The sequence below is a fragment of the Agrobacterium genomosp. 2 str. CFBP 5494 genome, assembly GCF_900013495.1.
GTDB classification, from domain to species: Bacteria; Pseudomonadota; Alphaproteobacteria; order Rhizobiales; family Rhizobiaceae; genus Agrobacterium; species Agrobacterium pusense.
Window position 1 is genome coordinate 34,569 of sequence record NZ_LT009721.1, and the last position, 16,328, is coordinate 50,896.

The 16,328-nt window shown below is 62.7% G+C and carries 15 protein-coding genes; 6 read left to right on the forward strand and 9 right to left on the reverse strand.

Annotated features, from left to right (window positions below):
• Positions 1 to 11: 11 nt before the first annotated feature.
• From AGR2A_RS26890 to traA, 3 genes are read right to left on the reverse strand one after another with little or no spacing between them, the layout of a single operon-like run.
• A complete protein-coding gene (locus AGR2A_RS26890; protein ID WP_051796455.1) occupies positions 12 to 1,229 on the reverse strand; it encodes a conjugal transfer protein TraB in 1,218 nt (405 codons plus the stop codon).
• Positions 1,198 to 1,728 carry a conjugative transfer signal peptidase TraF gene (traF, locus tag AGR2A_RS26895; RefSeq protein WP_035226518.1) on the reverse strand — a complete coding sequence of 177 codons (531 nt, stop codon included), beginning with the start codon at positions 1,726 to 1,728 and terminating at the stop codon, positions 1,198 to 1,200. The genes AGR2A_RS26890 and traF overlap by 32 nt, the downstream gene beginning before the upstream one ends.
• The gene (gene traA, locus AGR2A_RS26900) at positions 1,725 to 5,321 is read right to left on the reverse strand and encodes a Ti-type conjugative transfer relaxase TraA (RefSeq protein WP_035226520.1); all 3,597 of its coding nucleotides are present in this window, start codon (positions 5,319 to 5,321) and stop codon (positions 1,725 to 1,727) included. Before traA ends, traF begins: the two co-directional genes overlap by 4 nt.
• Positions 5,322 to 5,566: 245 nt before the next feature.
• On the opposite strand from traA, the gene traC reads away from it, so the two are divergent.
• From traC to AGR2A_RS26925, 5 genes are all read left to right on the forward strand, one after another.
• The gene (gene traC / locus AGR2A_RS26905) at positions 5,567 to 5,863 is read left to right on the forward strand and encodes a conjugal transfer protein TraC (protein ID WP_035226521.1); all 297 of its coding nucleotides are present in this window, start codon (positions 5,567 to 5,569) and stop codon (positions 5,861 to 5,863) included.
• A gap of 4 nt (positions 5,864 to 5,867) precedes the next feature.
• Complete coding sequence (traD, locus tag AGR2A_RS26910) at positions 5,868 to 6,083, forward strand: type IV conjugative transfer system coupling protein TraD (RefSeq protein WP_035226523.1); 216 nt, start codon at positions 5,868 to 5,870, stop codon at positions 6,081 to 6,083.
• Complete coding sequence (gene traG, locus AGR2A_RS26915; RefSeq protein ID WP_080823609.1) at positions 6,070 to 7,998, forward strand: Ti-type conjugative transfer system protein TraG; 1,929 nt, start codon at positions 6,070 to 6,072, stop codon at positions 7,996 to 7,998. Before traD ends, traG begins: the two co-directional genes overlap by 14 nt.
• Positions 7,999 to 8,245: 247 nt before the next feature.
• The gene (locus AGR2A_RS26920; protein WP_035228306.1) at positions 8,246 to 8,503 is read left to right on the forward strand and encodes a WGR domain-containing protein; all 258 of its coding nucleotides are present in this window, start codon (positions 8,246 to 8,248) and stop codon (positions 8,501 to 8,503) included.
• A 141-nt stretch (positions 8,504 to 8,644) separates the two neighbouring features.
• Complete coding sequence (locus tag AGR2A_RS26925) at positions 8,645 to 8,923, forward strand: HU family DNA-binding protein (RefSeq protein WP_035228304.1); 279 nt, start codon at positions 8,645 to 8,647, stop codon at positions 8,921 to 8,923.
• A 41-nt stretch (positions 8,924 to 8,964) separates the two neighbouring features.
• Here AGR2A_RS26925 and AGR2A_RS29815 read toward each other — a convergent pair whose 3' ends face one another.
• The 5 genes from AGR2A_RS29815 to AGR2A_RS26955 all read right to left on the reverse strand — a co-directional run bounded on the left by AGR2A_RS29815 (position 8,965) and on the right by AGR2A_RS26955 (position 12,274).
• The gene (locus AGR2A_RS29815; protein WP_167378254.1) at positions 8,965 to 9,135 is read right to left on the reverse strand and encodes a hypothetical protein; all 171 of its coding nucleotides are present in this window, start codon (positions 9,133 to 9,135) and stop codon (positions 8,965 to 8,967) included.
• A 306-nt stretch (positions 9,136 to 9,441) separates the two neighbouring features.
• The gene (locus AGR2A_RS26935) at positions 9,442 to 9,759 is read right to left on the reverse strand and encodes a DUF736 domain-containing protein (protein ID WP_035228302.1); all 318 of its coding nucleotides are present in this window, start codon (positions 9,757 to 9,759) and stop codon (positions 9,442 to 9,444) included.
• A gap of 801 nt (positions 9,760 to 10,560) precedes the next feature.
• Positions 10,561 to 10,965, reverse strand: a complete 405-nt coding sequence (locus AGR2A_RS26945) for a type II toxin-antitoxin system VapC family toxin (protein ID WP_035228300.1) — start codon at positions 10,963 to 10,965, stop codon at positions 10,561 to 10,563.
• The gene (locus tag AGR2A_RS26950; protein ID WP_035228298.1) at positions 10,965 to 11,207 is read right to left on the reverse strand and encodes a type II toxin-antitoxin system VapB family antitoxin; all 243 of its coding nucleotides are present in this window, start codon (positions 11,205 to 11,207) and stop codon (positions 10,965 to 10,967) included. The genes AGR2A_RS26945 and AGR2A_RS26950 overlap by 1 nt, the downstream gene beginning before the upstream one ends.
• Positions 11,208 to 11,353: 146 nt before the next feature.
• The gene (locus tag AGR2A_RS26955; RefSeq protein WP_035228295.1) at positions 11,354 to 12,274 is read right to left on the reverse strand and encodes an ArdC family protein; all 921 of its coding nucleotides are present in this window, start codon (positions 12,272 to 12,274) and stop codon (positions 11,354 to 11,356) included.
• A gap of 157 nt (positions 12,275 to 12,431) precedes the next feature.
• Between AGR2A_RS26955 and AGR2A_RS26960 the strand changes: the two genes are divergently transcribed.
• On the forward strand, positions 12,432 to 15,407 hold the full coding sequence (locus AGR2A_RS26960; protein WP_080823611.1) for a Tn3 family transposase: 2,976 nt from the start codon (positions 12,432 to 12,434) through the stop codon (positions 15,405 to 15,407).
• Here AGR2A_RS26960 and AGR2A_RS26965 read toward each other — a convergent pair.
• A complete protein-coding gene (locus tag AGR2A_RS26965; protein ID WP_080823613.1) occupies positions 15,347 to 16,234 on the reverse strand; it encodes an alpha/beta fold hydrolase in 888 nt (295 codons plus the stop codon). The genes AGR2A_RS26960 and AGR2A_RS26965 overlap by 61 nt on opposite strands.
• Positions 16,235 to 16,328 lie beyond the last annotated feature (94 nt).

Below are 16,328 nucleotides of genomic sequence, written 5' to 3' on the forward strand. Positions count from 1 at the left end.
CTCCTTGGTTCTCAGGAATTGAATGCCGTGACGAAGGGCAAGCCGAAGAGCTTCGCCCAGGCTATGGTGCTCGCCTGCTGGATCGCGACGATCGAGGTGCCGGCGGTCCACCAGCCGTTTCCAGTCGCGACGATGACGTCAGGCCCATGCAACATCGACTGCAGCGCCGGCCAGACGATCAGTTGCTCGTAGCAGATCAGCGGCGCAATCTTCATCCCGCTGACCTCGACGGCGGGGTTGGCGAAGAAGGACGCGCGCGCACCCCCGCCCTGCCCCGTCCAGGCGCGCCATGGCTGCCACATGGAAACCGGAACCGGCATGCGCTCGCGATAGAGGATCGCTGATCGGTCGGCCGAGACCGCCACCAGCACATTGTCGTAGCCCTGGCGCTCGAGGACAGCGGCGCCAGCAATGACGGTGACGTCGCGGTCGCGTAAGGCCTCTCGCCACAGTTGGTCGACGGTTGGTGTCCAAAAGCCGAGCGCGCTTTCGGGAAGGACGATGACACGGGTTTGCGAGTCCACGGAGGACAGCACCGTTGCGATGAGGTCACGGTGGTGAGCGAGCGAGCCGTCCCGCCCGAGGTTTCGACCCTGTTCGAGGTCGACGCCCTTCCATCCAGGCGGTAAAAGTGGTGGCGTCCAGCTTGCGGCGGACCAGGCCCAGAATCCTCCCAAGACGATTGCTGTGGCCGGCCAGCCTCGCGATATCATCGTCGCGAGGCTGGTGGCTGCTGCCGCAAGACCCCACCATCCCCATCCGGGAAAGAGCACGCCAGCCGCGGTGATCGGCTGCGCCCATCCGGTCATGCCGAAGGGGGGCAGCGCCATCAGCACCGTCGCCACGAGATAGCGCACCACCCTCCCTCTTCCCGGATGGACCTTCCCCTGCCTTCCTTCATCGGGTTGGTTTGCCCACGCCGCTGCATGCACGACGACGAAGGAGACCGAAGCCGCCAGCCAGAGCAGCAGGCCAGGCCAAAGGTCGGCGGCGAAGAAATTTGCAACCCCGTGGGGCAGGCCGCGCGATGCGGCCAGGAAATATCCCGCCGATACAAGGGCTGCGACCACACGCGAGGGCGACAACGCCCACAGTGCCGGAAAGATCATGGCGGCCGGAAGCGCAAGGACGTAGCCGCTCCAGCCGATCGCGCCCGCGGCAACCGCCAGCAGAACAAGAAGGGCTGGTTTCGCCCGGTCAGGGATTGAAGGTGAGAACCGGCCGGGCAAGGCCAAGAAGGCCGGAATCCGGGACCGGCCCAAAATATCGGGAGTCATAGGAGCTCGCATAGGATGAGTGGAGAAACAGATGAGCGGCGGGCACCAGGCCGCCGGCATAAGGCCGGATCGCCCTGCCCTCGCCGTCAGTGGCCCGAAGATTGGAGGCCGGGAGCTTCCTGCCGTCGATGACGACGCCGGCGCCAATCTCGACACGCTGGCCAGGAACGGCGGCGACAGTCTTGATGAGCGGCGCCACGCCACCCGGGCAGAGCCCGTGTCGCAGATATCCGCGGTGGCGTGCTTCCTCGAAGAGGGCCGTAATCGGCGGGCAGACAAACACCAGATCGCCGGCGGAAACGGTTCGGTGAAGCGGTTGTATACGCCAAAGCCCCAGCGGCTCGCTCGGCGTCAGGTTCAGTCGGAAACCGCCGACGAAGGCCACAGCGATCGCACCGAACATGAACGTGACGACGGATACGACCGGCAACAGACTGCGCCGCCTTCTCATTGCTTCATGACCGGGGTCTGGCGCTGCGACAGCCGCAATTCCTCGACCTGCTTCAAGGTGGCGGTCGTGCGTTCATGGGCGGCAAGCTGCTGGGCCGCGCGCATGACCGGCCAAGCCTCCATCAGCCGTTCCCTTTCCTGCGGCGCAAGCCCGTGTGCGAGCTTCTCGAACGGCTTGCCGGAGGGGTCCCGCGCGGCGTTGGTGAGCAGGCTGCGCTCGCCGAAGCGCTCGGCAATGGCCTTGTTGAAACCGTCGATTTCGAGCTTCGCCTCGCGGTTGCTGAGCGCAAATCCGAGGGCTGCGGGCAAGTCGTTGCGGTCGATGGCGTCGCGCACCCGCTCGAGAACGGAGCGCGCCGATGGCGACAGCGCCGGGATGTCGATCGAGACACGATGGCGCAGCGCCCTCTCTTCCGCCTCCAGGCGCCGGGCAGCGCTCTCGCGCATCTCAAGATAACGCTCGAGATCACGGGCGAGTGCGGGCGCATTGAGCCTGGCGGTGCTGCGGTCCTCTCTGTCGGCGCGGCTCGCCAGCAATCCCGTCTTGCCCTTGAGCGCGCCGAAGCTTTCCGGCTCGTTAGCAAGCCTGGCCGAGGTTGACTTCGCTGCCGTCGGATCCTTCAGCATGGCATCGACATTGGCCGCACGGAACGCGGCTTCCGGATCGGCGTAGACGAGACGGAAGCGCGTCGAAACTTCGTCCCATTGCTGCTTCAGCGCCGGATCCGAGACGAGCTTGTCCTCGACCGCCTGTTCGACGGATTTCGGGAAGATGGTGATGCCCGCAACCATGGGCCTGGTCTCCTTCATGTCGCTGGAAATCGAGCTTTGCTTTGCGCCGGCAACGAGGCCGAGCTTCGTGCCGACGGCGATCAGGCGGGCGCGGAGATCGCCGAGCCGTTGCTTCTGCCGAACGGTCCATTCGTTCCGGTCGCGGACGATCGTGCGCGCGACCTTCATAAGATAGAGGCCGCGGATCTGGGCGAAGCGAAGGGCGCCGCGATAGGAGGATGCCTTCTCGTAGTCGAGCGTCGTTTCCTTCGACCCGTCGCGCGACAGCCGCTCCGAGAGTCGATCGAGCGCGATCGCCTTGACGTCGACGACCTCCCAGCTGTGGCGCTTGACCTGCTTGCCGTCCGCAAGGCGAACTGTCTGCGAACCCTTGTAGTCGAGACCGATGCGGTCGCCGATCCCGGAGCCGGCGGCGGTGATGGCGCGCTCGAGGTCGACACCCCAGATCGTGTGGCGCTGCCCCTCGCCGGTCTCCAGCGTCACGAAATAGCTGTCGTGGTTCTTCGGATCGTTCTCGTAGGGTGCGGCGCCATGATCGATCAGCACGCCGCCGCGGTTGGTGAGCTCGTTCAGACCGACATAAAGCCGGGCGGCATCGCGATGACGCGTGAGCGCGACATAGGTCAGATGGCGGTCCATCGTCCGTGAGGCGAAGACCCTGACGTCGTCGACGGTCGCGCCCTGGGATTTGTGCACGGTCGTCGCATAGCCGTGGTCGAGATTGGTGTAGAAGCGCTGCTCGACCGTGACCTGACGCCGTTCGTCGCCCCCGCCGATTTCGGCGACGATCCGTCCGGCGGCCGCCGCGACGACCGTACCCAAAACGCCGTTCTTGACGCCGAGCGAGCCCTCGTTTTTCAGGAACACGATCCGGTCGCCGGCTGCGAAGCGGCGCGCGCCGTCTTCGGTGCGGAACAGATGACCTTCATCGATGATGCCGCGCTCGACGAGTTTCTCGCGCGCCATCTCATTCAGGGCACGGACATCGCTGCGACGGTGTGCGAGGATGAGCGAGGTTCTGGTTGGATCGTAATCGCGGTTCCAATCCTCGATCAGCGCACGGGCCGTCTCTTCGCGGGTCCATTCCGTCCGCACCATTCCAGCTCTCTCGTAAGCGGCGAGCGCGTCACCGACACGACCGCGCGAGAGGTCGATGGAGGCGTGGCGCATCCATTCCTCGCGCTGGCGATAGATCGTCCCGAGTTCGGCATATCCGATGCGATCGGTGATGGCGCGGAAAGCCGCGCCTGCCTCGATCGGCTGCAGCTGATCAGGGTCGCCGACGAGGACAAGTTTGGCGCCAGCCCTGGTGGCTGATTCAACGAACAGCGCCATCTGGCGCGAGGACATCATGCCCGCCTCGTCGAGCACGAAGACAAACTTATCGTCGAGACGATCACGGCCCTCGTTCCAGCGTAGCTCCCAGGACGAAAGCGTGCGCGAGACGATGCCCGCTTCCTTTTCCAGGCCTTCGGCCGCCTTGCCGGCGAGCGCCCCGCCGACGACACGATAGCCGGCCGCTTCCCACGCTTCGCGCGCCGCCTTCATCATCGTGGTCTTGCCGGCGCCGGCACGGCCAACCACGGCCGCGATGCGCTCGGCCCCGGCGACATGTTCGATCGCCGAACGCTGTTCGTCGGACAGACGTTCATGCCGCGCGAAGATAGCGCTCAGAATGTCGGATCGGACGGCGTGAGAGGAGCGGCGCGACAGCCAGACAGCCTGCTTCGCCATCTCCGCTTCGAGCCGGATCAACGCGCGCGTCGTGTATTTCGCGGGCTCGCGGATCCCGGTCGCAAGCGAGATCCCTTCACGTTCGAGCCGCATGGCCTCGGGGTTCTGCAGAATGCGCGGCATGAGGCTCTGAAACAGCGCCGCGTCGTCGATATAGCGATGAAGCACCCTGGCGACGTCGCGCTCGTCGAAGACGCTCTTTTCGCGGGTGATGAGATCGAGAACCAGTGCGGGATCGCGCCGGATGCGCAGCGCGTTTTCCTCGCGGCGCTCCGCCTGAATTTCGCTGAGTTCGAGCTTCAGGGAACGCGTCGCTCCCTGGCTTTCGGCAAGTTTTGCTTTTCGCTGCATCGCCTTGGTGCCGACACCAAGGTGGATGGTCGGAACGAGATCGATACCCTGCTTTTCGTAGGAGCGCCCGTCGACGCGAAGATCGATCCCGTTCAGCGCCAGATGATGGTTTTGGCGCTCGAACCAGCCATCGCGCAACGCGTTGAAATCGTCCGTGCCGCCGGCCCAGAGCTCGTAGACGATCTTGCCTGCTTTGGTCCTGAGCGGCTGGCCGTCCTCGCCGATCACCGCGACCTTCTTGGCCCCGAATCCGTCCTCGGTCAGGGGGCGGAGCGTCGTCATCAGGTGGATGTGCGGATTGCCGGGATTGTCATGGATGACCCAGTCGGCGACCATGCCCTTCGACACAATCTGTTTTTCGACAAAGTCGCGCACGAGCGCGATGTTCTGCTCGGTCGTCAATTCCACCGGCAGGGCGATGGTCAGGTCCTTGGCAAGCTGCGCGTCGGAGCGTTTCTCGAAGCATTCGACCTCGTTCCAGAAGGCTTCCGAAGCGCCGGCGATCGACCGATCGGCGATCAGCGCGCGCGCCCATGCCGGCGCGCCGGCCGGAAGCAGGAACTCCTCATGCACCAGTCCCTGTTTGCGGGTGTAGTCGACGGTGCGGGCTTCGCGCTCGTAATCCATCCTGGCGCAGTGGCGATAGGCCGCCGACAGCACGGCGCTGCGGCCGGAGCCGCGGGCGACGATGCTGACGGAGAAATGGGCGATGGCCACGGCGACGACTGCTCCCGAATTGAACCCGGTTCGTCGGGAGCGGCAACCAGGGACAAGCCTCTGAGCAACGCGTCGCGCCAGCGACGTATAATTGCGCCCTTGGCTCGGCTCCTTCGGAACGGCGGGATGATCTCGCAAAGTGTCGGCCTTGCCGACGTGCAAATCTGCACATTCCCTCGAGGGGTCATCCGGGAGAGGTTTGGCGCTGCGAATGCAACGCCAAACGAAAAGGACGGACGACCGGAATGAAGAAGCCATCATCGAAGATCAGGGAAGAAATCGCCCGTTTGCAGGACCAGCTCCGGCAGGCGGAGACGCGCGAGGCCGAACGCATCGGCCGGGTCGCGCTTAAAGCCGGTCTTGGCGAGATCGAGATCGAGGAGGCCGAGCTTCAAGCCGCGTTCGAGGAAATCGCCGGGCGCTTTCGCGCCGGCAAGGCCGCTGCAATCGGAAGAAAGAATGGAGGTGATGGCAATGCCGCCGGCGAGAAAGGCTCGACGGTCCCGGCTGGCGCGGCTGCGGGCAGCGCTGGCGAGGCTTGAACGGATGGCCCGGACCATGTCGACCGACGCCCGCAGACAAGACACGCGCGAGAAGATCGAGCTGGGCGGCCTGATCGTGAAGGCCGGCCTGCGCTACGAGAAGCGGGCGCTTTTGCTCGGGCTGCTCATCGATGCGGCCGCACGCTTCCGCAACGATGCTGCCGAGCGCGCAAGGTTGATGGCGATCGGCACGGAGGCGTTCCGTCGTGACGCCGAGTAGGCTGCTCCTCGCCATCGTCCCCGCCACGATCATGTGTGCTGCGACGATCGTCATTTCGGGTATCGAGCAATGGATGGCCGCGTTCGGAACGACGGGACAGGCGAAACTCGTTCTCGGGCGCATCGGACTTGCCCTTCCCTATGCGCTTGCCGCAGCTGCGGGGATGATCTCGCTGTTTGCTGTCAACGGCGCGACGAACATCAAGACGGCGGGCTGGAGCGTTGGAGCTGGAAGCCTGGCGGTCATTCTGATCGCCGTGCTGCGCGAAACGGTCCGGCTCGGCGGCGTTGCCGATCGCGTTCCGGCCGGCCAATCGGTTCTGGCCTATGCCGATCCCGCTACAATGTTGGGCGCGGCGACAGCACTTGTCTCTGGCGTCTTCGCAATGCGGGTTGCCGTCAAGGGCAACGCGGCGTTTGCGAAGCCCGCGCCGCGGCGCATGCACGGCAAGCGGGCCGTTCATGGTGAGGCCGACTGGATGCGCATGACCGACGCTGCCAGGCTGTTTCCGGAGAGCGGCGGGGTCGTTATCGGCGAACGCTACCGCGTCGACCGCGACAGCGTCGCCGCCGGCGCGTTCCGAGCCGATACTCCCGAAACCTGGGGTGCGGGTGGAAAGAGCCCGCTCCTCTGCTTCGACGGCTCGTTCGGCTCCTCGCATGGCATCGTGTTCGCGGGTTCGGGCGGCTTCAAGACGACGTCGGTGACGGTCCCGACATCGCTCAAATGGGGTGGCAGTCTCGTCGTGCTCGACCCCTCGAGCGAGGTTGCCCCGATGGTCATCGATCAGAGGCGGAAGGCGGGCCGCAAGGTGATCGTGCTCGATCCCGCGACGCCCGCCATCGGCTTCAATGCACTCGATTGGATCGGCCGCTTCGGCGGGACGAAGGAGGAGGATATAGTCGCGGTCGCGACCTGGATCATGACCGACAATGCGCGCGCTGCGTCGGCGCGCGACGACTTCTTCCGCGCCTCGGCGATGCAGCTTCTGACCGCGTTGATCGCGGACGTGTGTCTCTCGGGTCATACGGAAGAAAAGGACCAGACGCTGCGGCGGGTGCGCGCCAATCTGTCCGAACCCGAACCGAAGCTGCGCGAGCGTCTGACGCGCATCTACGAACAGTCGGAATCCGACTTTGTGAAAGAGAATGTCGCGGTGTTCGTCAACATGACGCCGGAGACATTCAGCGGTGTCTACGCCAACGCGGTGAAGGAGACGCACTGGCTGTCCTACCCGAACTATGCATCGCTCGTGTCGGGCGACAGTTTCTCGACCGACGATCTCGCGGGAGGCGGCACGGATCTGTTCATCGCTCTCGACCTGAAGGTGCTGGAAGGCCATCCCGGTCTCGCCCGCGTCGTCATCGGCTCGCTGCTCAATGCCATCTATAACCGCAATGGCGATGTGACGGGACGCACCCTCTTCCTGCTCGATGAGGTCGCCCGCCTCGGCTATCTGCGCATCCTCGAAACGGCGCGCGACGCCGGCCGCAAATACGGCATCACGCTCGCTATGATCTTCCAGTCGATCGGCCAGATGCGCGAGGCTTATGGCGGGCGTGACGCGACAAGCAAATGGTTCGAATCCGCGTCCTGGATCTCGTTCGCTGCGATCAATGATCCGGACACGGCCGAGTACATCTCGAAGCGCTGTGGTGACACCACGGTCGAGGTCGATCAGACAAACCGCTCCACGGGCATGAAGGGATCGTCGCGCTCACGCTCGAAGCAGCTCAGCCGTCGGCCGCTGATCATGCCGCACGAGGTCCTGCGCATGCGCAGTGACGAACAGATCGTCTTCACCGCAGGCAATCCACCGCTCAGATGCGGTCGCGCCATCTGGTTCCGGCGTGACGACATGAAGGCCTGCGTCGGGCACAACAGGTTTCATCGCGAAGAAGAGAGAGGTGGATGAGAGCCCCGATCGAAGGGGCTTGCATGTGCCGGCTGCAAGCCGGTCCGCGGGAGGATCGCAACCCGCATGGGACGAAACCGCTTGGCGGGTTCGGTGCGCTTCAGCGCATAGAGCCGTGCGGCAAAGCCGCCTCGCCCACTCCCTATTTCCTCCAGAGGGGAAAACCATCAGCGAGATGAATCAATCACGCGGGATCGATTCATGGAAGTCGTTGGACGCTGCTTCAAAACGAAGCGAGAATCCAATCATGGAAAACGAGGGGACAGGCCAGGTTAATCTTCACCGCATCGACGCGGCCCAGAACATGCGTCGCTTCTATACGCTCACGATCCAGCCGACCCTGTTTGGTGGCGCCTCCATCATCCGCAACTGGGGCCGGATCGGATCTAACGGCCAGACGATGATGGAAACCTTCGACGGCCAAGAGGATGCAGACAGGGCGCTATCGCGCCTGGAGCGCACGAAACGAAAGCGGGGCTATCGCGACGCCCACCGCGCCAAATAACAGACTTTGAACAGCCCGAGCCTGCTTGTTTCCGGTGGTTTTCTCGCATCTGCCAACACTTCCAGCATTCGCGCCTCTATCGGCGCCGCGTCTTCATCGTCATAGCTGAAGGACAACCACCAGCAGAGGAGACTGTCCTTCATGACTACCACCAACGAAATCGCCGACAAGATCGCATCCGAGCAGAACCTGACCAAGACACAGGCCAAGGCCATCGTCGAAAGCGTGTTCAGCCAGATCGCAGAGGCGGCAAAGAGCGGCGCGGAAACTTCCATCCCATCCTTCGGCAAGTTCAAGATCAAGGACACGCCGGAACGCGAGGGCCGCAATCCCGCAACCGGTGCGACGATCAAGATCGCCGCTTCGAAGAAGCTGACGTTCACGCCCGGCAAGGCGGTCAAGGACGCACTGAACGGCTGAGGCGAGTGGGCTGCTGAGATCGGCAGCCCTATGGAAGTCTCCTAGAAAGGAGGCTCCCCGCTGATGCGGCCGTCCTGTTCGGCCTCAACGGCCGCAAGCTCGGCCTGCGCCAGTTCCAGCTCCACCGCAATCTGGCAGCGCTCGCTCGCGTCCAGAACGGCCCTGAGCTCAGCTTTCAGTTCCTCGATTTGCATTTCGAGAGAAATCGACATCGTCGTCTCCTTGACGTTTGTGAAAGACGACGCCGCGCGTCATGGCGGAGCGGAGGAGTCCAGGATCGCGGAACGCGACCGCCGGAGGCGGCGAGCGGGGGAGCCGAAATGCGCCAGCATTTTGGGGGTACCGCTCGTGCTGGACGCCTTCGGTCCGCCATGGCATTCTCGGACGAACTGAGCAGACCCCCCAGCTCTCCGGATGGCACCCGAAAGGCCGGAAGCGGGCTCGATGCCCGCGACCGGCTTCCTCATGCGACATAAGAAGAAGAGCCCGCCCGGTGGCGGAGCTCCTGGGCGTGGCGATCAAGCCTCCCGCTTCGGGCGGTTCCAGATGAGGGCGTATTCCCCTTCCTTCTCGCTCGGCCAAAGCGCCGCGGTGATCGGGGCGTTGAAGCTCGGGTCGTCCAGCTTGACCGAGATATATTCCTCGCCGTCGTTGGAGACCGCCTTCCAGCCTGCGCCGACCTCCACGCCGTTGCCGGCGGTGATGCGAAAGTCCGGGGCGTCGCGCGAGACGCGCTCGATGGGATGCAGGCGGGCCTTCATGCTGACCGTGAGCGTGCGGACGTTGCCGATGATCGAGTTGTTGCCGTTGGTGGTGAATTCGCCGATGACTGCCATTGTCGTGATCCTTTCCGGTTTGTTCGGGCGCGCCTGTCGCGGCCTCGATGACGGTGTAAGAACCGGGGGCGATCGACACTGCACCCTCTGGGCCGAAACGAAGTGGAGGGCGGCCGGGAGCGGCTTTCTTGGACCGCGAGGAATGCGAACCTGTTCGCAGGGGAAGAAAGTTGCGGATGGCCGTTGCGGGATGGCGATCGAGACGAAGTCGTCCTTCGGTCACACCAGATCCATCGAGGTCCGCGCGGGTGCGCCCCGCTTCAATCGGGCAAGGAACACCGATCATGGCCCGGAGTTTGTCTGCGATCCCCGACGGCGACCGCGGTGATGGCACCGCTCGCTCACGATGGCTCCCGTCTGCACGGCCCGCCGTGTCGGTCGATCCCTCACCGACGCCCCATCCGCGTCATCTCACCGGCAAACGCGCTGACCGGCACCGATCGCATGGCGGCTCTTGCATCGGCCGCGTATGCTCGGACATGCGGGCGGCACGGGTTTCAGGACGCCTAACTGGAGGTCGGTCGAGAGGAAGGGACGGGAACGCTTCGAGACGAACAGGCTTGTGGCTTGCCATTATCAGCCAACCGGATCCGCAGTCGAGGCGGGGCTCGTTCCGTGCGCGCCGCCGGTTGCGCCCGCCCGATCAAAAGGGGGCCACAAGTGCCGTTCGCCGACGCTGCACCGTGCCCTTAGACGCGCTCGGCGAAATGTGCTTCGGCTTGTTTGTCGGGAGTGTCGGCGCGGGAATCTTCCAGAGCCGCCTGCACCTTCGCCCGGAACCAGCCGTCATGGCCGGCCGCGTCAGGGTACGGTGTCGATGTCTGTCTGTCTGAACTCATCTGCCGTCGCCAGAATGGGCACGTTGTAATATTTGGCGCATGCGTAATGCAAGCAGTCGCCGAGATTGAGGCCCCGGCGGCCCGCGCGATAGCGATGCGCGGCGGAAAGAGCGATCCGGGTCGTCGCGTCCGCAGGCGGGAGATCGCGGATTTCGATCCCGCGCTCATCGAGGAACTCGATGACGATCGGTTCTACCTCCGCCACGGCGAGGCCAAACTTGTCGGGGCGGGCAAGGCCGAGCACCGCCTCAAGCACGGCGACCGGGGATGTGAAGGCGACCTTCGCTGACGCGATCGCATTGGAGACACGCTCCGCTTCCGGCTCGTCGGAGAGGAGCGCGATGATGGCGCAGGCATCGACGAACATCAGCTTTCCCACAATTCGTCATAGGCTTCGCGCGGAAGCGGCTGTCTCTGAGCCTCATCGAGCTTGACGCCATGCTGTTTGCGGAGCCGGGCGGCGGTTTGCAGCGGCGTCTCCTGGTGGCGGCGGCGTTCGATCGCCTCTTTCATGGCAATCACGATTGCATCGGTAATGCTGACGCCGGCTATATGCGCGAACTTGCGCGTGAGAGCGTCCGCTTCGGGATTGTTGACATTGATCGGCATGGGCCACTCCATGTTGATAAATTCAGGAAATAATGTAGATCGCCTCGCCCATATCTGCAAGGTTCCTCCAACGGGGGACACGGAGGTCGCACCTCCGACCGGGGAAGACGTCTTACCCTCCCCTTCGACCTTAGGGGCGAAAGGCATCAGGCGGCCTCCCGCTCGGTCTTCGAATTCGCCTGGAGGTCATGAAGATAGGCGACAGCGCGTTGCGCATGTGCGGCCGCCTGGAAGATTGCCCGGCGGTCACCGTCGAGCAGCTTCAACCACGAGGCCACATAGCTCGCGTGATCCGGCCGCGGCTCCAGTTCCGGGACGATCCCGAGATCGGCGCAGAGGAAACATGCCCCTATGTCGGCACAAAGCTCTTCGCGCGCGCGATCCGTGCGATCCTTGTGATAGCGGCTCAAATCCCGATTCAGCCGGTGGCTTGCGCCGACCCAGTGGGTGATCTCGTGACCGAGGACGGCGTAATAGCTTTCGGCATCCCGGAACGCCTCGAACTTCGGCATCTGAACGGTGTCGCTGGATGGCTGATAGAAGGCTTGGCGTCCGCCGTGCCGGATTACTGCGCCGGTATTGGCGAAGAAGCGGTCCGCATACTCGATGCGCTCGAGCGGCTCTGCGACCGGTTCCGGGCGGCGATAGTGGTGATCCGGAAGCCCCTCAATTTGATCGCAATTGAACACCGTGTACGCCTTGAGGAATGGAATGTCGCGCTCGACTTCCCCGCCGCCGGCATCCTTCTCTGTCTTCGTGAATCGACTGGCATAGACGACGGTCGCACCGCTTTCGCCCTTGCGCACATGGGCGCCAAGTTCGTTCGCCTGCCGAAGCGTCATCCATGTCGTCGATGTAAAACCGCGCGCGATACTCTCCGACCAGAGCAGGAGGACATTCAGCCCCGTATATGGCTGTCCGTTATGGCGCAGCGGCCGGGTGATACGGCCGGACATGTTGCCGGCACTCCAGGGCTGCACCCACGGGCGCACCCCCTTCTCCAGATCGGCGACGATGCGCTCCGTGATCCGTGCATAGATGGGGTCAGAACAAGAGCAGGCCGAAATCGTACGCTAAGGTCGAACAAATCCGGAACGATGCCGTAGATCGGATGTGCAACATCCGATCTCTGTGGATTGCCATCGACATGCGCCAATTTTGATTTCTCTGTCCGGCCCGACTCGACAACGCTTCACGCAGATTGGTCATGAATGGGGTCGGGCGATGGCAAAGCGCAAGCTTCTCAAAGATCAAGATCGCCGGAAGCTTGTCGATATCCCGGTCGACGAGGACAGCCTAATCCGCCACTATTCGTTGTCATTGGCGGATCGCCTGGAGATCGAACTGCGGAGACGTAATCACAATCGGCTCGGCTTTGCCATCCAGCTATGTCTGATGCGATACCCAGGTCGAGTGCTTGGAGCAGAAGAAACTCCGCCTCGCGCCATGCTGAAGTATGTTGCTGATCAGATCGGCGCCGCTCCAGACGAATTTGCTCTCTATGCACGTCGTGAAGAAACTCGTCGGGATCATATGGCGCGGCTAATGGTCTATCTGGATACGAGAAGCGCGACGCCGCCAGATCGCCGCGCCGCGCTATTAGCGGCAATTCAAGCGGCGACCATGTCAGACGACGGTGCTGCGATAGCCAGTTCGGCTGTCGCCGCATTTCGCGAACGCGGAGTTCTTCTGCCGGCGATCGACACGATCGAACGCATTGGCCTTGCCGGCCGTGCCATAGCCCGTCGCCGGGCAGAAAAAACTCTGATTGAAGAAATCCCGCTCGATAGGCTTCAATCACTGGATAGGCTGTTAGAGGTTGACCCGTCGATCGGCCAGACCCGCTTTCATTGGCTGCGTTCGGCACCAGAAGCGCCGGCCGCGTCGAACCTCGTCGGGCTGACCGAGCGGATAGCCTTTCTGCGGCGGCTGGAGATCGATCCGGAACTGCAGGCGCGGGTATCATCCGGACGGTGGGACCAGATGATCCGGGAGGGCAACGCAACGCCGGCCTGGCTTGCCAACGACTTCAACGCCAGCCGTCGCCACGCTCTGATCGTGGCCCAAGTCATCAAGCTTTGCCAGAAGCTCACGGACGATGCGGTGACGATGTTCATCAAGCTGATGGGTAAATTGTTCTCGCAAGCCAACAATCGGAAGAAGCAGCGGCAGATGGACTGCAGAGCGAACACCGCCAAAGCGCTGCGCATGTTTCTGGATACGATCACCGCCCTGCAGTCTGCCAACGACCATGGTCGGAACGCATTGGATGTTCTCGACCAAAAAGTCGGTTGGGACCGGTTGCTTCGGATGAAGCCTGAGCTTGAGTCGATGGTCGACGACAACGAGGCGCCATCGCTGATCGTAGCGGCCGAGCAATATGCGACCGTCCACAAATATGCTGGTGCGTTCCTTCTAGCCTTCACGTTCCGCTCAGCGCGTCGCCACGATCCACTTCTAGCGGCAGTTGCGCTGCTGAAACGGCTTTATGCCGAGATGCGGCGGACACTCCCGGATCGCGTGCCGCTCACTCACCTCAGCCAAACTGATCGACGGCTTATCTTCGAACAAGGAAAACCCGATCGCCGTCTGTACGAAATCGCGACGCTCGCTGCTTTACGAGACCGGCTTAGATCTGCGGAGATCTGGGTCGCTGGCAGCCGATCTTTCCGGCCCATCGATGAGCATCTGATGCCGCGGTCGACATTCATCAAGATGAAGGACGAAGATCGTCTCGGTTTGGGGGTCCAGAGCGACGGCGCGCAGTGGCTTGCCGAAGCGCGTCAGATGCTCGACTTCAACCTGACGCGTTTGGCCCACAGAGCACGATCCGGAAAGCTCGAGGGCGTTCGTCTCGAGGCAGGAACCTTGATTGTCACGCCAACCGCCAGCGAAGTCCCCCCGGCCGCCGAGGAACTGAATGCCGAGGTCAGCGACATGTATCCGTTGGTGGAGGTTCCCGACTTGCTAAGGGAGGTGCATGAATGGACCGGGTTTGCAGATTCATTCACGCATGTTCGCACCGGCGACGTCCCGAAAAATGTCTCTGCTATGCTGGCGGGCGTCCTGGCCGATGCTACGAACCTCGGCCCAAAGCGAATGGCGGGCGCATCCAAGGGGATCAGCGCTCATCAGATTGGTTGGATGCGCGCATTCCATGCTCGATCGGAGACTTACCGCGCGGCGCAAGCGTGCATCACCGAGTCCCACACCCAGCATCCGCATTCCCGCCTTTGGGGTAATGGCACAACGTCATCGTCCGATGGCCAATTCTTCCGTGCGAGCGATCGTGCTGCAAAGCGCGGTGACATCAACTTGCATTACGGCAGCGTGCCAGGATCGAAATTCTATAGCCATCTGTCAGATCAGTACGGCTACTTCAGTATTTTGCCCATCAGTCCAACCGAAAGCGAGGCGGCCTATGTGCTCGATGGGCTCTTCGATCAGGACACGGTCCTCGACATCCAAGAACACTTTACCGACACAGGCGGAGCCAGCGATCATATCTTCGGGCTGTTCGCCCTGATCGGAAAGCGGTTCTCACCGCGACTACGCAATCTCAAAGACCGGAAGTTCCATACGTTTGAAAAGAGCGGCGCATATCCGGCGCTGTCGAACCATATCGGGACGCCGATTAATGCCAATCTGATCCTCGATCATTGGGACGACCTGCTCCATCTCGCGGCGTCGATCACGACACGGTCCGTGGTGCCGTCTACGATCCTCAAGAAACTGTCCGCGTCTTCAAGGCAGAGCCATCTCGCGAGGGCGCTCCGCGAACTCGGCCGTATCGAAAGGTCGCTCTTTATGATCGAATGGTACTCAAGTCCGGCACTACGGCGGAGATGCCAAGCCGGTCTAAACAAGGGCGAGGCCGCCCATAAGCTGAAACGCGCTGTGTTCTTCCACGAGCGGGGCGAAATCCGCGACCGGTCGTTCGAGAGCCAAGCGTTCCGCGCCTCTGGTCTCAACCTCGTCGTCAGTGCGATCGTCCATTGGAATACCGTCTATCTCGACCGTGCAATCACACAGCTGAAGCGAGCGGGTCGAGACATTCCTGATACTCTGTCGAAGCACATCTCGCCGCTCAGTTGGGAACACATCAACCTTACCGGCATCTACACTTGGGATGCCGAACATCAGATGCCGAACGGATTTCGATCGCTTCGTATGCCAGCCGGGCTGCGGCGGGTCGCATAAGTTCTCAATCTGTTCGCCCTTAGCGTACGATTTCGGACTGCTCTTGTTCTGGCCCCCTGGAAGAGGAAAGCGTGACCGGCATCCGGATAGAGCATGAGCTTGGCATTGGGTGCTTGCTGCGAGAGCACATAGGAGCGATATGCCGGGATCATCACGTCATGCGCTCCATTGGCGACCAGTATCGGCAGCCTGAGCTCGCTCGCCCGGTGCAATATGCCGGGCCAGGAAGACATCGCCTTCACCTGCATCATCAGCGCTAGCGGTGACGTTGCCGGTCCACAATCAGGCTGCGACCGGATACGGGCAAGAGAGGCGCGGCCTGCGGCGGTGGCGCATTCGCTTGACGGATAGAACAGGAAAAGAAAGTCGTCCTCGTCATTCTCGCTCTTCGTCATGACGTGCGGCACGCGCGGATGTTGCTGCGGGCCGTCTGCAACGGGTCCGGGACTTGAGCCCGCGACAATCAGCCGGCGGACCAGATGCGGGAAGTTCAGTGCAAACTCCAGGCCAGCCGCTCCACCCAACGACCAGCCGAGGACATCAACCTGAGACAACCCGAGCACTGCCACGACGTCGGCAGCGATGGCTGCCATCCCGCCGATGGTCGCCGGCACGGTGCCGTTCGATCGTCCAACGCCGGCGCTGTCGAAGCGAATGATGCGGCGATCCCTGGCAACCGCTACAATGAAAGCCGGATCCCAATCATCCATGGTGCCCCGAAAGCGCTGCAGGAGAAGGAGCGGGATGCCTCCTTGCGGTCCGTCGAGGCGGATGGCGAGCCGGCCATGGCTGGTCTCGATTCCATCATTGTATTTGGAAGAGAACATTAGGTTTTCCTTTCATCACCCGCCGTGAGGTCTTCTGATGAAAGAAGATAGATCCGGTCGGCCGCGTCTTGAATGACATAGAAACGTCAATTCA

What these genes read in the sequence shown, in the direction of transcription:
- traF (WP_035226518.1), bottom strand. Translation starts at nt 1,728, where the DNA reads ATGAGAAGGCGGCGCAGTCTGTTGCCGGTCGTATCCGTCGTCACGTTC.
- traC (WP_035226521.1), top strand. Translation starts at nt 5,567, where the DNA reads ATGAAGAAGCCATCATCGAAGATCAGGGAAGAAATCGCCCGTTTGCAG.
- traD (WP_035226523.1), top strand. Translation starts at nt 5,868, where the DNA reads ATGGCCCGGACCATGTCGACCGACGCCCGCAGACAAGACACGCGCGAG.
- AGR2A_RS26920 (WP_035228306.1), top strand. Translation starts at nt 8,246, where the DNA reads ATGGAAAACGAGGGGACAGGCCAGGTTAATCTTCACCGCATCGACGCG.
- AGR2A_RS26925 (WP_035228304.1), top strand. Translation starts at nt 8,645, where the DNA reads ATGACTACCACCAACGAAATCGCCGACAAGATCGCATCCGAGCAGAAC.
- AGR2A_RS29815 (WP_167378254.1), bottom strand. Translation starts at nt 9,135, where the DNA reads ATGTCGATTTCTCTCGAAATGCAAATCGAGGAACTGAAAGCTGAGCTC.
- AGR2A_RS26935 (WP_035228302.1), bottom strand. Translation starts at nt 9,759, where the DNA reads ATGGCAGTCATCGGCGAATTCACCACCAACGGCAACAACTCGATCATC.
- AGR2A_RS26945 (WP_035228300.1), bottom strand. Translation starts at nt 10,965, where the DNA reads ATGTTCGTCGATGCCTGCGCCATCATCGCGCTCCTCTCCGACGAGCCG.
- AGR2A_RS26950 (WP_035228298.1), bottom strand. Translation starts at nt 11,207, where the DNA reads ATGCCGATCAATGTCAACAATCCCGAAGCGGACGCTCTCACGCGCAAG.
- AGR2A_RS26960 (WP_080823611.1), top strand. Translation starts at nt 12,432, where the DNA reads ATGGCAAAGCGCAAGCTTCTCAAAGATCAAGATCGCCGGAAGCTTGTC.
- AGR2A_RS26965 (WP_080823613.1), bottom strand. Translation starts at nt 16,234, where the DNA reads ATGTTCTCTTCCAAATACAATGATGGAATCGAGACCAGCCATGGCCGG.